Below are 14,879 nucleotides of genomic sequence, written 5' to 3'. Positions count from 1 at the left end.
GAATATGGCACAGCATTTTGATGTTATTGTAGTCGGTGGTGGAATTAGTGGAGCTGCGTTATTTTACGAGCTTAGCAAATATACAAATGTAAAAAAAGTAGCTTTAATAGAAAAATATCATGCTTTAAGCACTCTTAATTCTAAAGGAACTAGCAATTCTCAAACAATTCACAGCGGAGATATTGAGACAAATTACACTTATGAAAAAGCTTCAAAAGTTAAACCTAATGCTGATATGATTGTAAATTATGCAAAATTAGTAAAAGCAGAAAATAAGTTTATGTTTTCTCATCAAAAAATGGCTTTAGCTGTTGGTGAAGAAGAATGTGCCTTTATGCAAAAACGCTACGAAGAATTCAAAGAACTATATCCATATATTAGAAAATTTGATAAAGCAGAAATCAAAAAAATTGAGCCAAAAGTAATAGAAGCTTTAGGTGGTGGGGATAGACCTGAAGAAATATTTGCTATGGGTGCTTTAGAAAATGATTGCTATACGACCGTTGATTTTGGAAAAATGAGCGAGAGCTTAGCTGAAGAAGCTATGAAGGCTAATCCTGATAATCAAATATTTTTTAATGAAGAAATCGTAAATATTTACAAAAAAGGCGATACTTTTTATCTAATAAGTGCTAATAAAACCGAATTTAGTGCAAATTTTGTTGTAGTAAATGCAGGTGCTCACTCATTATATTTAGCACATAAAATGGGTTATGGATTAGATTACGCATGTTTGCCTGTTGCAGGTAGCTTTTATCTAACAAAAAAACATTTATTAAATGGTAAAGTCTATATGGTTCAAAATCCAAAATTACCATTCGCAGCATTACACGGCGATCCTGATATTTTATGCGATATGAATACTCGCTTTGGTCCAACTGCTTTAGTTTTACCAAAACTTGAGCGTTATCATGGGCTTAAGAGTTTGCCTGAGTTTTTTACTACTTTACGCCTTGATGGAACAACTATAAAAATCTTACTTGATTTAATGAAAGATAGCACTATTAGAAATTATATTTTAAGAAATTTCTTATTTGAAGTGCCGTATTTGAATAAATCTTTATTTGTAAAAGACGCAAGAAAGATTGTCCCAAGTCTTACAACCGATGATATAACTTATGCAAAAGGCTTTGGTGGAGTTCGCCCACAAGTGCTAAATAAAACAGAAAAGAAACTAATGCTAGGAGAAGCAAGCATAGTGCCACAAAATCAAGGAATTATATTTAATATGACTCCAAGTCCAGGTGCAACTAGCTGTATGGGAAATGCTTTAAGAGATTTAAGAATGGTGGTTGATTACTTAAAGCTTGAATTTAACGAAGAATTATTTAATAAAGAACTAAGGGGAGAATAATGAAAAAAACAAAAATAATTGCAACTTTAGGGCCAGCAAGTGATAGCGAAGAATGTATAAGAGAAATGATAAAAGCAGGGGTTAATGTATTTCGCTTAAACTTTTCTCATGGCTCACATGAATATCATAAAGCAAACCTTGATAAAGTTAGAAAAATTTCAAGTGAATTAGGCGAAAATATCGGCGTATTACAAGATATTTCAGGGCCAAAAATTAGAGTTTTAGAACTTCCTGAGCCGTTTTTATTAAAAAAAGGCGATAGATTAGACATTTATAGACATACAATTAAAGCTAATCAAAAATCAGATAATCATTATGAAGTAAGCACAAATTATAATGAAATCTTAGGAGCTGTAAGACCTAGCGAAGCGATATTTTTATGTGATGGTTCTATAAAAGTAATCGTTGAAGAAGTAGGGCAAGATTATTTAAAATGCCAAGTTCAAAACGATGGTAAATTAGCTTCAAATAAAGGAATAAATTTTCCAAATACAAAAATAAACATAGAAGTAATTACTAAAAAAGACAAAGATGATTTATTATGGGGTGTAAAAAACGATGTTGATTATATGGCAATATCTTTCGTTCAAAACGCTTATGATATAAAAAATGCAAAGCAAATCCTAGCAGAAAACGGAAACAAAACTCAAGTATTTGCAAAGATTGAAAAGTTTGATGCGGTTGAAAATATTGATGAGATTTTAAATGTAAGTGATGGAATAATGGTTGCTCGTGGGGATTTAGGTATTGAAGTGCCGTTTTATAAAGTGCCAAGCATTCAAAAATCAATCATCAAAAAAGCTAATGAAATGGGTAAGCCTGTAATTACAGCAACTCAAATGCTATTTTCTTTAGCAAATAATAAAAGTGCAACCAGAGCAGAGATAAGCGACGTTGCAAACGCTGTGCTAGATGGAACTGACGCTGTTATGCTTAGCGAAGAAAGTGCAGTTGGAATCGATCCTGTAAATGCTGTTAGCATTATGTCAGCAACAATTAGCGAAATAGAAAAGATTTATCCATATTGTAATTTTAATCACGACAAAAGAGATATGACAGATACTATTGCAGCATCAGCAGTTCAGCTTGCAAAAGATATTAATGCAGACGCTTTAATTTGTCTTACAAGCAGTGGTGCAAGTGTTAAGAAAATGGCAAGATATAGACCTGATACAAAAATCATTACAATGAGCCATTGCGATAAAACTTTAAAAAGCCTTAGTATTTGCTGGGGACTTAGCGAAACTTATGTAGTAGATAAAGCTTCTAGTTTGCACGAGCTTTTACACAATTGTGTAAAAGTAGGGGTAAAAAAAGGCATAATGGATAAAAATAAAAACTATGTTATAACAGCAGGTTATCCAGTAGGCGAGACAGGTAGCACTAACTTAATTAGAGTTTTAGGTAGAGAACAAATAGATTATTATTTAAACTTACAAAATTAATGCAAAAATATTAAGAATTTGAAATAGGAATTTGAAATTTAAAAAATCAAATTCCGAATTCAAATTCTATGAATTTTTATTTATAAAGTAGGGTAGGTGTATAAAGAATTACGAAATAGGAATTTCAAATTCCTATTTCAAATTCCAAGGAGTTTTATTAATAAAACTCTTTTTTCTTTAAATCTTCAATTATATTGCTAGCTAAATCATCAACGCTATTTGCAGCATTGTTTGTATTATTTGCAACCAAATCATTATCTTTGTTTAGATTATCTATTTCGCAAATTGTTTTATTTATTAGATTAATAGCTTGGGTTTGTTCTTCTATACTCATTCCTATATCGTGGATTTGTTGAACTAATAATTTCACATTTGCTTCTACTTGATTTAGTGATGAGCTAGTATTATTAGCTAATTTTCCAACCTCACTTGCAACAACGCTAAATCCGCGTCCATGCTCACCTGCTCTTGCAGCCTCAATAGCAGCATTTAGGGCTAATAAATTAGTATCTTCTGCGATTTGTCTAATAACATCAATTACGCTTTTTATGCTATCGCTTTGCTGAATGATTTCATGACTTTTGTGTGAAATTGCACCCATTGAGCTTGACATTTGATTGATTGCTGCTGCACTTTCTTCAAGATTGCTCTTTGCTTTATTGCTACCGATTAAAAGCTGTTTCATACTATCTTTTAGATTTTTTGAGTTATTCTTTAAACTATTGCTTATATTTTCTTGAGAATAAAGCATATTTTTTATTTCTTTTTGTAAAGTATTTAAGCTTAGTTCAATTTCTCCGATAGGCTCTTTTATATTATTTACAAACTTCATATTTGCATATTCTTTTAATAAACCATCAATTTTATTAATATCTTTACCGATTTTAGTCTTTAACACTCCTAACATTTCTTTTAATATGCCTTTTAAAGCCTTGATTCTAGGGTTATACGGCTCGCTAAATATATCATTATCTAGTTTTCCTAACTTTATTTCATTTGTGATTTTTGTAATTTCATCTATACAGGTTTGATCTTTTTTATAATTTTCTTTTAGCTCTAAAACGGTTTCGTTTATTTGTTTTGCCATTTTTCCAAACTCATCTTTATTGTTTGTCTTTATTTTCATTACATCATCGCTTTTGTATTTTAAGAAATCAAAAAAACTATCAAGACCTTTATTAATCAAATCAAGATTATTAATAATATTTTTTGAAATTACAAAAGCTAAAAACATATTTATTCCTTGAGCAAATATGGCGATTATGATTTGTAAAATAATGGCTTCTTTTGAATTGCTTTCGTTTTCGCTAGCTTTTGAAAGGATTTTATTTGTAATATCATCTTCAAGCTCTTTATAATCTTCAATCAGTTTTGTAGCAACATCAAAAAACTCACTAGCTTTTACATTAAAATTGCCATTTATATTATTATTAAACGCAATATTTATGTATTCTTGAAATTTTAAGTTTTCATCAAGCTTTGATATTGTTTGTAATTTATCATCTAAAAACTTAAGCTTTAATTCGTTTAATTCTTTTAGTTTATTTAATATACTTGTATTCATATAGCTAACACTTGAAAAAGTTGCAATATCCATAGTATTAGCATTAAATACTCCGTTTAAAGTCCCACGCAATAAACCATATCTTTCTTTAGTTTTTGCTACTAGATTTAAAGCATCGCTAAGGCTTGAATAACTTTCATCAAGGTTTAAAGAAAGTTCTTTTGTCTGCATTAGTAAAGAATTAATCGCTTGTGTATAAGCTGCTAAAACCTCTGCTCTATTTTCTTTAGCATCAACCATTGCTCTTAAATTATTGATTTTTGCTTTTGTGTTTTCATCGTCTATTAAAGCATCAACTTTAGTTCTATTTGCTAACATTGATGAGCTATTTGCTCCTGCTAAAACTCCTACACTAAGACCACGTTCAACTTGTAAAAAATGGATTAAATTATTTGTTTTTAAAATAATTTTTGCATTATCTTGGGCTTTTATAGAAGAGTTGTAGGTTTCATAACTGCTCTTAATTAATAAAATATTATAAATTAATAATATAATTAAAAAAGTTCCTGTGAGCAACAAAAGTTTTTTAGAAATAGAAATTTTAGAAATCATAAGTCCCCTTAATAAATTAATTTAGATGTTAAATTTAAAGTTATTTAAAGGATTATATAAACTTTAGGAGAATAAATGAAATTTTTTTTAGTTTTTTGTTCATTTTGTAGTGTTTTGATGTCTCAAACTTTTAATTATAACGATTTTGATGAGTTAAAAGATATTAATGTACAAGATTATTATGTTAGCGAATATATTGATGGAATGGGTGTTAATTGGGATGGAGAAAGATTATTTAACAACGATAATCAAACATACGAGATAAGTAAGAGTTATACAAAAGATTTCCCACCTTTTGATATTAAAGGGGCTTTATTTTGTGGGACTGATTATTACGACACTTTTAATGATGTAGCTTTAAATAAATTAAAATGCACTAAGTTTTATGTAGCAGATGTGCCTTATCAAAAAGGTGATTTAATGGATAGGTTAAAAGTATTAAAAGAATGGTTACAAAAACATCCAAATAATAATATTACATTTATTAAGCAATATGAGTTTAGCGATAGTGATGAATTTATTGATTTTTTTAATCATATGGTATTAAAAGGCTCTGAAGGTGTTTATATGCATAAGAAAAATACGGCTTATGATGTGCCTTTAAAAGAAAAAATCATAAAAGTTAAAAGATTTTATAAAGATAACTGCATTGTTTCTAAGGTAAATCTTGATTCTGATAATAAACTAATCAATTATGAATGCAAATGGAAAAAAGCTAATGCTTTAAGAGCATTAGAAGATGATAATTTAAGTATAGATAATAAAGAATTAACCACTATCGTAGTAGGTAGTGGTTTTACGATAGATGAGATTAATCATCCGTTTGAGCTTGGGACTAAAATAGGTTTTAAATACTATAAATTAGATAAAGAAAATAAACCTATGCATAGCGTATTTATTAGAAGATTTTAAGGAGATAGTATGAAAAAATTATTATTAGTATTAAGTATTTTTGTTTTATTTTTCACTGCTTGTAGCAAAGATGAAAGCGTAAAAGAATTAAAAGCAGGAGATATAATAACTCTTAAGAGTTGGGATAATCAAGAGCTTAAAATACAAAGATTAGAAAATGGCTTTAAAATAGTTGATAGCAATAAATTATTATTAATTGATATTTTTGGCACATTTTGTCAGCCTTGTAGATTAGAAGCTCCTATGCTTTTTGATATTCAATCAAAGCATTTAGATGATTTAGTAATCTTAGGCTTATCTTATGCAGAGAATGCAGACGCACAAAAATTAAAAGAATTTGCTAAAAACTACAATGCTTATTATTTTTTAACAAATGATGAAAGAGCAGATTTAATCGTAGAAGCAATCACAAATGATATAAAATATAACACTCAAGTTCAATTACCTTTTAAAGTTATGTTAAAAGATGGCAAATATCAAAAACTAGGTAATGAGTATTTTATTTTAGGTAAAGCCGATGAAGGCTTATTAAGAGAAAGTATCAACAAAATCAAAGGAGAATAAATGAAAAAATCTTTAATATTATTAAGTGCATTAGCGTTTTTTGGCTGTGCAAATATACAAAATCAAGGAAATGAAATGAATGTAAATAAAACTCTTGAAAATGGCGAATATAAAATAATCCATATTCTTGATAAGCAAAACAATTCACAATACCCTAATACAGGAAATTGGTCTATTATGATTGAGAATAATAGATTTGGAATGTTTGTTGGATGTAATAGAATTTTTGGAGAAGTTCAACAAAATAATGGTAAGTTAATTTTCAAAGCTCCAGCAAGTACAAAAATGATGTGTCCTGAGGATTTGATGAAGGTTGAAGATTTGGTTACAAGCTCACTAACTGAGCTAGATATTTCTTCAAATTCTTTAGAAAATGATAAAGTGAAAATCACAATAGAAGAAAATAAATGAAAAAATATTTAATCTCATTACTTGCATTAGTTTTCATTGCTTGTGCAAGTAATCAAAATAATGAAAAAATTATTAAAGATGGCGAATATAGAATAGATTGTATTTTAGATACTAAAAGTGGCGTTTGTGAGCAAAACACTGGTGGTTGGGCTTTTTTTCTAGATAAAAATAAATTTATAATCTATGTAGGTTGCAATAAATTAATTGCAGATACTAAGCAAAAAAGCGGAAAATTATTTTTCAACAACTTAGCAAGCACTAAAATGATGTGTTTTAAAAGAGAAGCAATGCTTGAAAAACTACTTTTAGATTCACTAGATGAACTTAGCTTAGAGCGTGAAAATATCTTAGGCAATGATAAGATAAAGATAAAATTTGGTAGCAACTAAATGAAAAAATTATTATTAAGCGTATTTTTAGTTCTTTTTGCAAATGCTAATGCGATTATTAAAGATGGCAATTACGAAATACAAAGCTTAGTGGATAAGAAGACAAATAGTGTTTTAGCTGGAAGTAACCCTTATAATTTTATTATTAATAAAGACGAGTTTGAGCTAAATACAAAATGCAATATGTTTTATGGCAAAATAAAACAAAATGATGGCTTATTAATCTTAGATGAGGTTAAGCAAAATACTTATATGTGTTCTAAAAAAGCCAAAGCTGATGAAGAATTTATACTAAAAACTCTTAAGGAATTTAAAATAAGAAATTGCGAGTTTTTAGAAAACGAAGAAATCAAGATAAATTTAAAAGATTTAGTTGTTTATAAAAATTATGACGAGAAAGTAATTAGTGAATTTAAAGACAAGCTTCTTAAATTATATAATATCTCAAACATTGATATGAGTAATGGCAAACTTTTAAGCAAAGGCGAGTTTTTACAAGCGATAAAATATAAAAATTCTTTATTTAAAGCACCTAATGAAAAAGCTTGGGGTATTGTGATAAAAAATGATGAATTTACTATCTTTGTGGGCTGCAATCTAATCTATGGCAAATTAACTCAGGCAAAAAACGGCGATAGATATACAAACGAGTTTTCTTTTAGTGATATTAAAAGCACAGCTTTAAAATGTAAAAGCTCAAAGCTTGAAAACATACTAAAAACAAATCTAAAAACATTAAAAGAGCAAAGAAATGACTTTTTTAGCAAAGATTTGATTTTGTATTATGAGTAAAAGATGATTTTTCTAGCAAATAAACCTATAAATATAAGCTCAAACACCTACGCAAGTAAATTAGGCAAAAAGTTAGGCGTAAAATTAGGCTATTCAGGAACGCTTGATCCCTTTGCTTGTGGAGCGCTTTTGTGTGCTGATAAAAAACATGCAAAATTATTTCGCTTTTTAAATCTTGAGCCAAAGGTTTATGAAGCTACAATTTGGCTTGGTGCAAGTAGCCCTAGCCTTGATAATGAAAATATAAGCTTAACTAATGTAAATGAGCTTGCTTTAGAGCAAATTAAGGTTGCTTTTAATAAATTTCAAGGCGATATAAAATACACTCCGCCTATATTTTGTGCTAAAAAAATCAATGGCAAAAGAGCTTATGAGCTAGCGAGAAATGGCGAAGAAGTAGTGTTAAGCGAGTGTGTAATGAGTGTAAAAGCAGAGCTTTTGCATTATAATTTCCCATTTATAAGCTTTAGATTAAGTGCTAGCAAAGGAACTTATGTTCGCTCATACGCACAGCTAATTTGCGATGAATTAGGCGTAGTAGGAACGCTAAGTTCTCTTAGAAGAATTAGCGAAGGTGAGTTTAAAGAGTTTAAAAAATATGACGCATACACAAGCGTTGATTTAGAAGAAAATGAATATTTAGGCGATATAAACGATGTTTTATTAGGCAAAAAGCTTAGCTTAAATGATTTTAAATATCAAGAATATAAAACATATAAAATTGACTTAGGAGAATGTTTTAGCATAATAAAACTAGATGAAAAAATAGAATATATTTTAAATAAGGTGGAAAAATGTTAGTAGTGTCAAGAAACGCAGGAGAAGGAATAGTAATTGATGGTGGGATTAAAATCAAGATTTTTGAAATCAAAGGCGATAGCGTAAAAATCGGCATAGAAGCACCAAAACAAACTTTGATTTTAAGAGATGAGCTAGTAGATTGCGTAAAAGATGAAAACATTCAATCAGCTGCATCATCAAGCGATTTATTAGATAGTTTGGTAAGTTCTCTTTCAATGTATAAAAAAGATAAGCAATGAAATCTTTTGCAAAAATCAATGTATTTTTAAAAATTACAGGCAAAAAAAACGGCTATCATCAATTAATTTCAAGATTTTATAGGCTTGATAATTTATATGATGAGTTGTTTTTAGTGCCAAAAGATAAGGCAAAAGATTATCATCTAAAGCAAATTCCTAATCTAAATTCCATAATTAAAAATATTGCTTACGAAAGCGAGTTTAAAGAAGACGTTTTGCTTGATAAAATGTATTTAATAAATGATAATTTGGTAAGCAATTTTTATTCAAAAAGCGATATTTTCTCAAAGGTTTTAAGCTTAGTTGATGAGAATTTAAAACAGGAATTTCAAAATAATTTCGCTCTAATTTTGCAAAAAAATATCCCAACTTTTGCAGGGCTTGGCGGGGCTAGTTCAAACGCAGCTTGTTTTATAAAATTATTAAACGATATAAAGCCTTTTGATATTATGCAAATTGCAAGTAAGAGTGGGGCTGATGTTAGCTTTTTTGCTAGTGGGCTAAAGAGCGCAAATGTTAGTGGATATGGAGAAATTATAGAAGACTTTAGCGATGATGAATGCGAGTTTAGTTTAGAATTTTCTAAGCCTTGTAGCACCAAAGATGTGTTTTGCGAGTTTGCAAAAGAGCCAAAATATTATAAAAACGACGAGCTTAGCAGACTAAAAACAAAGGAGCTTTTAAGTACTTTTAAAAATTACGAGCTAAATGATTTATTAAGACCTTGCAATTCTTTGTATCCTAGCACTATAAATTATGCTAAAAAAGAACTTTTTTTAAGCGGTAGTGGTGGAAGTTTTTTTAAATTAGTTTAATTAATTTTAAAATTTAAAAGCCTAATTCAAATTCTTTTGTTTTTTAATCTAATATAACAAGAAATTTCATAGAATTTGAAATAGGAATTTGATTTTTAATTTTAACAAGAAATAGGTCTTATAAAACCTATTTCGTAGTAAGCAAGACTTTTAGAAGTTTTTTAGCGCTTTCAACGCCTGGTTGATTGTAAGTATTTATCCCCATCATAAGCCCGCAAGCTCCAACAACAAGCTCATAATAATATATCAAATACCCGATATTATAAGCACTTTTGCTATCAAGCTCAATCAGGCTTGTATCAATTCCTTCAGCCTTTATAGCATCAAGACAAGATTTGCTTTGAGCGTAAAGTAGCTCATCTAGGCTATGTCCTACGCTTTGATTTTCAAGGTTTTCAAGTCCTTTTATGGGTTTTATTTTTGGGCTATTCTCGCTTGGTTTTATGCGAATAAACTCAACAAATTTATCCTTTGGACCTTCAATTATGAGTTGTAAAAACGAATGCTGGTCTTTTGGACCTATTAGGCTAATCGGAGTAAGCCCAACGCGTTTATATTCTTTAAACTTGCCAAGACTTTCAGCTACAAGCTGCACGAACCACTCGTTAAAATGGCGTAATTCTTCGCAATATGTAAATAAAACATAGTTTTTATTAATCATTTTTGTTGTTAGCGTGTAGGCTAGATTTATGATATGCTTACGAGCCAAAGTATCACTCATGCAAGCTTTTGCGCCGTTTATGATACTTTCTACATCAGCCCCTGCAAGATATAGTGGCACAAGCCCAACATTACTAAGCACAGAAAATCTACCGCTAACATTTTCATCTAAGTTAAAATGCATAATTTCGTTTGTTTGCAAAAACTCATAAAGCTTAGTTTCTTTCATGCAAATGCCGATAAAATGGTGCCTTAGCTCATTTATGCTAAGATTTAACTTGTCGCATAAAATCCTAAAATAACTTATACATTCAATGGTATTTCCTGATTTTGAAACAAGGATAAAAAGGGTCTTTTCAAGGCTAATTTTTTCTAAAATTTCATTAAAAAGAGTTGTTGAGATATTGTCTAAAAAATCAATGTTTTTAATACCTAAAAAACTAGCAATCGCCCTTGTTCCAACGCTACTACCACCCATTCCAAGCACTACAAAATGACTTTTGTTTTTAAAGTTTTCTTTAGCTTTTTTTAATTTTGAAATTCCTATTTCAAATTCTAGTGGCAAATCATAAAACCCCACTTCGCCACTTTGCCTTTCAGTGTTCATTCTATTTATATAATCATTTATGATTTCTTTGCTAGTTTTTTCAAAATACCCTTCGTAATTTATCATTTAAAATCTCTTTCATAAAAGTATTTTGTAGCTTCAAAAAAGCCTTCTACGCTACCGCAATCAAATCTAAGTCCGCTAAATACTAGCCCAATACATCTTCCTTCTTTTGCTTGAGTGTTTAGTGCGTCTGTTATTTGTATCTCTCCGCCTTTGCCTGCAGGGGTATTGTCTAAGATGTCAAAAATATCAGGGGTTAGGATATAACGACCTATAATAGCTAAGTTTGTTTTAGCGTCTTTTGGGTCAGGCTTTTCTACCATGTCGGTGATTTTATAGATGTTTTCTTCTAGTTTTACGCCTTCTATAATTCCGTATTTTTTGGTATCTTTATTTGGCACCTCCATAAGTGCTACTACACTACAACGATATTTCTCATAAGCTTTTACCATTTGACTCATTACACCGCACTCATCATTTACGCATAAATCATCAGCCAAAATCACTCCAAAAGCTTCATTATTTACCATATATTTTGCATGGTTTATCGCATCTCCAAGACCATTCATTTTGCGTTGTCTAGTAAATGTAAAATTACATACTTCCATTTGACGGCGAACATCGCTCAAAAGCTTTTCTTTTTCACTGCCTTTTATAGCGTCTTCTATCTCATAAGATATGTCAAAATAATCTTCTAAAGCTCTTTTTGTTCTACCTGTGATGATACCAATATTTGTAAGCCCTGCCTCAATAGCTTCTTCCATAGCATAGTGAATTAAAGGCTTATCAAGTATCGGTAGCATTTCTTTAGGTAGTGTTTTTGTAGCAGGTAAAAATCTAGTTCCATAACCCGCCGCTGGAAATATACAAGTCTTTATCATTATTTCTTCCTTTTTTAGGTATATATTAAAAAAGTTTAGCAATAATGTGTTAATTTATATTTATAAGGGTAAATATGCCACTAATATCAATAATAATTCCTATTTATAATTCTAGATTAAGCACTTAAAAAATAGTTTTATAAATGTAAAAAAACAAGATAATCCTATGCGAGAAAAGGTTTGGAAGAGTTATTTTAAAAGATAAAATATGATTTTAGTATATTTTATGGATATATTAAAATACTGATATAGTTATAGTCGAGCAATTTATGTCCTATAGTTAAAAAAACAGCAATAAAGCAAAAAAACTTTTCATGGTTTTAATAAAAAGTCATTCTTGAGATAATTTTCTAAATAGTTAGTAACTCTAATAAGTCAAATTGGATTAAAAACCTATATTATAGTGTTTGATAATAAAAAACTTATTTTTTGAAAGCAGGTGCTTATCAAAGCTAATAAAAATCTATTAAATTTATTTTTTAGTTACAAATATACATCTCATAAAGAAAATAACAAATTATGAAAAAGATAGAAGTAAGTACACAAGATATATAGTATTGAGTATAAGGTTTGATAGTAGGATAAATTTTAAGTCTTAAACTTAGAACCTAGGTTTTAGAGAATCTATTTTTTCAAAGCTATACTAATCCTACAAGATATAGTAGAATAACTACAAATAGGTAAATTAATAATATATTAATTTTAGTGAAGTCTGTTCAGAAGACAAATAGAGATATATGAAAAATGAACTTGTTTTATATGGTCTAATAATACTTAACTGAAAGATGCAAACTTAAGCTTTATGTATCAATTTATATAAATTCAACTACTTTAATAAAGGATTAAAAACAAAATAAGTGAAGAACATATAATAAAACATTAATAATTTATGGTTTTACATATATGTATACTTTTATGCATTAGGGTAATTTATTCAATATAATCACGGGTATAATTATAAATAATTGCAATATAAAAGTTTGATTTAAGCTTAAGTATTATCACTAAAATTAATTATTTACTATTTTTAGTTAAAATAGTACCTATGTACTAATATAGTACAAAATTTATTTAAAAGGAGTAAATATGAGTGATAAAAATACTCAAGTTTCAATACAATCTATAAATGCAACAGTATCAAAAGAGAATGACCAACTCACTCAAACAGTAGTAGAGCAAGTTAAAGCAATACTAGAACAAGTAATCACTGCTAGTAATGCTAAAATAGAAATTAGCAATACACGTGAGGGGCAAGCTACCATTAAAGGTAGTTTTGATTCTAGTGATGGTACTGAAAGATGTAGTTTTACGGTGGAAAAAACCCTCTATCAAAATACAATTTCAAAAACTTATTCTAAAAAACTATCGCCGCAAGAACGAATGGATGCGATTGAAGACATGCATAACAAAGGTATAAAGCAAAAAGATATAGCAGATATACTAATGTGTAGTCAACAGACTGTTTCAAGTGATTTAAAAAAAATCAATAAACAAAAATAAAAGGAGATTAAATGGTAAACATAAGCGATTTAGAAAAGGTGAGACAGGCGACTAAGATTTATAGTCAATATAAGAAAGAATTTGACCTTATAAGAGAAGTTGGTATTAGAGCTGAAGCAGCCTTAAAATTATTATAGGTGGCATTGAAGAGCTTACGCTTGGTGATGATATAATTCCTGCTGTTATTTATCAATATAATATTACAAATAATAAAGAGCTGGTAAAGATTATTAATTTTCTTGCAAAATGTAGAAATTATTCAAGCCACAATGATATAAAAATGGTGAGAAAGAATATTAATAATATTGAAAAGAAACTAAATGATGATTGTATTAAATCTATTGAAAGTTTGAATGCTGTTTATGAGTATATGTTTGTAATTTATTTTTCAAAAGGTAATTATGCTAATAATTTAGAAACTTTAGGACTATTTTCATTATTACCGCCATTTTTTAGACATAATGTACTAGAAAAATATCATTATGATTTGCTAACTACAATTTCAAGCTATAGAAAATTATTTAAAACCATAGAAGAGCGAAAATATTCATTAGAAGCTGATTTTAATCATCACTTAAAGCATGCTATTGATGATATCCTATATCAACTTAGCAATATTTATAGAGATTTTGGTTGTTTTAATTGCTTTAGCAATGCTAAGTCATTAAGTTTAATTGATGCTATATATTCTAACGATTTTGTTTATTCTTATCAAAAAAACGAGATACATTTAGCAATGGAATGTTTTTTAAACCATAGAGTTTATAGATTTTATAATAATTTTAAACATCTTATAAATTTTAACAATGAAAATACTTTAGAAAATACTGAGGAAAAAAAAGAAAAAAAGAAATGAGTGTTATAAGCAAATTGTTTTAGAATTGGATGGAGATATGAAAACAGCTGTTGAATATCTATTGGAGTTTAATATTATTAGACAAAGAGTTTTATTAGATAAGTTATTTTTAGTTAAGATGAAAGCTAAAGGTGTAGATGTTGCTACTAAATTTATTTCTAATGGAATTGATTTAGATGTGATTTATGATTTTGAAAATATAAAGCATGAACTTAATAAAACTGAAGTTATAAAACAACGCTTTGGTGAAATTAAAAATATGAAAGAATACTTTATTGGTAAAACAAAACGTGTTAATAATAATATACAAAATCAAGATAGTTTACCTTACGAAACATTAGAAAAAGCTAAAACAGCTTTTGAAAAACATGTGTATAATCATGACTTAGAGAATTATGATGTAAAATATTTAAAGCTACTTATGGATGAAACTTATGATAGAATTATTGGTGATTCTCAACCTGTAAAAGATTTAAGTAAATACTTTGCAGGTTAGTATGCGATAACAGCTAAGCTTATTGCTTAGTTGTTAGT

17 protein-coding genes are annotated in these 14,879 nt (G+C 28.7%); 14 read left to right on the top strand and 3 right to left on the bottom strand.

Annotation, left to right across the window (positions count from 1 at the left end; all coding sequences use genetic code 11):
- The first annotated feature begins 4 nt into the window (after positions 1-4).
- Entirely contained in the window at positions 5-1,354 is a 1,350-nt protein-coding gene (locus AVANS_RS09430) for an FAD-dependent oxidoreductase (RefSeq protein WP_239817618.1), read from the top strand.
- Positions 1,351-2,799 (top strand): pyruvate kinase, encoded by a 1,449-nt coding sequence (gene pyk / locus AVANS_RS09425; RefSeq protein WP_239818555.1) that lies wholly within the window; start codon positions 1,351-1,353, stop codon positions 2,797-2,799. The genes AVANS_RS09430 and pyk overlap by 4 nt, the downstream gene beginning before the upstream one ends.
- A 157-nt stretch (positions 2,800-2,956) precedes the next feature.
- Here pyk and AVANS_RS09605 read toward each other — a convergent pair whose 3' ends face one another.
- On the bottom strand, positions 2,957-4,915 hold the full coding sequence (locus AVANS_RS09605) for a methyl-accepting chemotaxis protein (RefSeq protein WP_275583446.1): 1,959 nt from the start codon (positions 4,913-4,915) through the stop codon (positions 2,957-2,959).
- A 75-nt stretch (positions 4,916-4,990) separates the two neighbouring features.
- On the opposite strand from AVANS_RS09605, the gene AVANS_RS09410 reads away from it, so the two are divergent.
- Genes AVANS_RS09410 through AVANS_RS09375 form a run of 8 tightly spaced genes read left to right on the top strand, consistent with a single transcriptional unit; the run spans position 4,991 to position 9,838 of the window.
- On the top strand, positions 4,991-5,827 hold the full coding sequence (locus AVANS_RS09410; protein WP_239817617.1) for a hypothetical protein: 837 nt from the start codon (positions 4,991-4,993) through the stop codon (positions 5,825-5,827).
- Positions 5,828-5,836: 9 nt separating this feature from the next.
- Complete coding sequence (locus tag AVANS_RS09405) at positions 5,837-6,391, top strand: TlpA disulfide reductase family protein (protein ID WP_239817616.1); 555 nt, start codon at positions 5,837-5,839, stop codon at positions 6,389-6,391.
- The gene (locus AVANS_RS09400) at positions 6,392-6,802 is read left to right on the top strand and encodes an META domain-containing protein (RefSeq protein ID WP_239817615.1); all 411 of its coding nucleotides are present in this window, start codon (positions 6,392-6,394) and stop codon (positions 6,800-6,802) included.
- The gene (locus tag AVANS_RS09395; protein WP_239817614.1) at positions 6,799-7,191 is read left to right on the top strand and encodes an META domain-containing protein; all 393 of its coding nucleotides are present in this window, start codon (positions 6,799-6,801) and stop codon (positions 7,189-7,191) included. The genes AVANS_RS09400 and AVANS_RS09395 overlap by 4 nt, the downstream gene beginning before the upstream one ends.
- Complete coding sequence (locus AVANS_RS09390) at positions 7,192-7,983, top strand: META domain-containing protein (protein WP_239817613.1); 792 nt, start codon at positions 7,192-7,194, stop codon at positions 7,981-7,983.
- A gap of 3 nt (positions 7,984-7,986) precedes the next feature.
- Positions 7,987-8,784: a tRNA pseudouridine(55) synthase TruB gene (gene truB / locus AVANS_RS09385; RefSeq protein WP_239817612.1), complete on the top strand. Its 798-nt coding sequence runs from the start codon at positions 7,987-7,989 to the stop codon at positions 8,782-8,784.
- Positions 8,778-9,023, top strand: coding sequence for a carbon storage regulator CsrA (gene csrA / locus AVANS_RS09380; RefSeq protein ID WP_239817611.1), 246 nt, complete (start codon positions 8,778-8,780; stop codon positions 9,021-9,023). The genes truB and csrA overlap by 7 nt, the downstream gene beginning before the upstream one ends.
- Positions 9,020-9,838, top strand: a complete 819-nt coding sequence (locus tag AVANS_RS09375) for a 4-(cytidine 5'-diphospho)-2-C-methyl-D-erythritol kinase (RefSeq protein ID WP_239817610.1) — start codon at positions 9,020-9,022, stop codon at positions 9,836-9,838. Before csrA ends, AVANS_RS09375 begins: the two co-directional genes overlap by 4 nt.
- 127 nt (positions 9,839-9,965) lie before the next feature.
- On the opposite strand, the gene AVANS_RS09370 is transcribed toward AVANS_RS09375, so the two are convergent.
- Positions 9,966-11,171 (bottom strand): glucose-6-phosphate isomerase, encoded by a 1,206-nt coding sequence (locus tag AVANS_RS09370; RefSeq protein ID WP_239817609.1) that lies wholly within the window; start codon positions 11,169-11,171, stop codon positions 9,966-9,968.
- Positions 11,168-11,989, bottom strand: a complete 822-nt coding sequence (gene galU, locus AVANS_RS09365) for a UTP--glucose-1-phosphate uridylyltransferase GalU (RefSeq protein WP_239817608.1) — start codon at positions 11,987-11,989, stop codon at positions 11,168-11,170. Before galU ends, AVANS_RS09370 begins: the two co-directional genes overlap by 4 nt.
- 1,086 nt (positions 11,990-13,075) lie before the next feature.
- On the opposite strand from galU, the gene AVANS_RS09360 reads away from it, so the two are divergent.
- The 4 genes from AVANS_RS09360 to AVANS_RS09350 all read left to right on the top strand — a co-directional run bounded on the left by AVANS_RS09360 (position 13,076) and on the right by AVANS_RS09350 (position 14,841).
- Entirely contained in the window at positions 13,076-13,489 is a 414-nt protein-coding gene (locus tag AVANS_RS09360) for a helix-turn-helix domain-containing protein (protein WP_239817607.1), read from the top strand.
- An 11-nt stretch (positions 13,490-13,500) separates the two neighbouring features.
- On the top strand, positions 13,501-13,626 hold the full coding sequence (locus AVANS_RS09600; RefSeq protein ID WP_275583445.1) for a hypothetical protein: 126 nt from the start codon (positions 13,501-13,503) through the stop codon (positions 13,624-13,626).
- Between the two features lie 143 nt (positions 13,627-13,769).
- Positions 13,770-14,345, top strand: a complete 576-nt coding sequence (locus AVANS_RS09355; protein WP_239817606.1) for a hypothetical protein — start codon at positions 13,770-13,772, stop codon at positions 14,343-14,345.
- 37 nt (positions 14,346-14,382) lie between these two features.
- Complete coding sequence (locus AVANS_RS09350) at positions 14,383-14,841, top strand: hypothetical protein (RefSeq protein WP_239817605.1); 459 nt, start codon at positions 14,383-14,385, stop codon at positions 14,839-14,841.
- Positions 14,842-14,879 lie beyond the last annotated feature (38 nt).

Origin of the sequence: Campylobacter sp. RM5004, assembly GCF_022369455.1 — a bacterium.
Lineage (GTDB): Bacteria > Campylobacterota > Campylobacteria > Campylobacterales > Campylobacteraceae > Campylobacter_E.
This window is presented reverse-complemented; position numbering and strand designations above follow the sequence as displayed.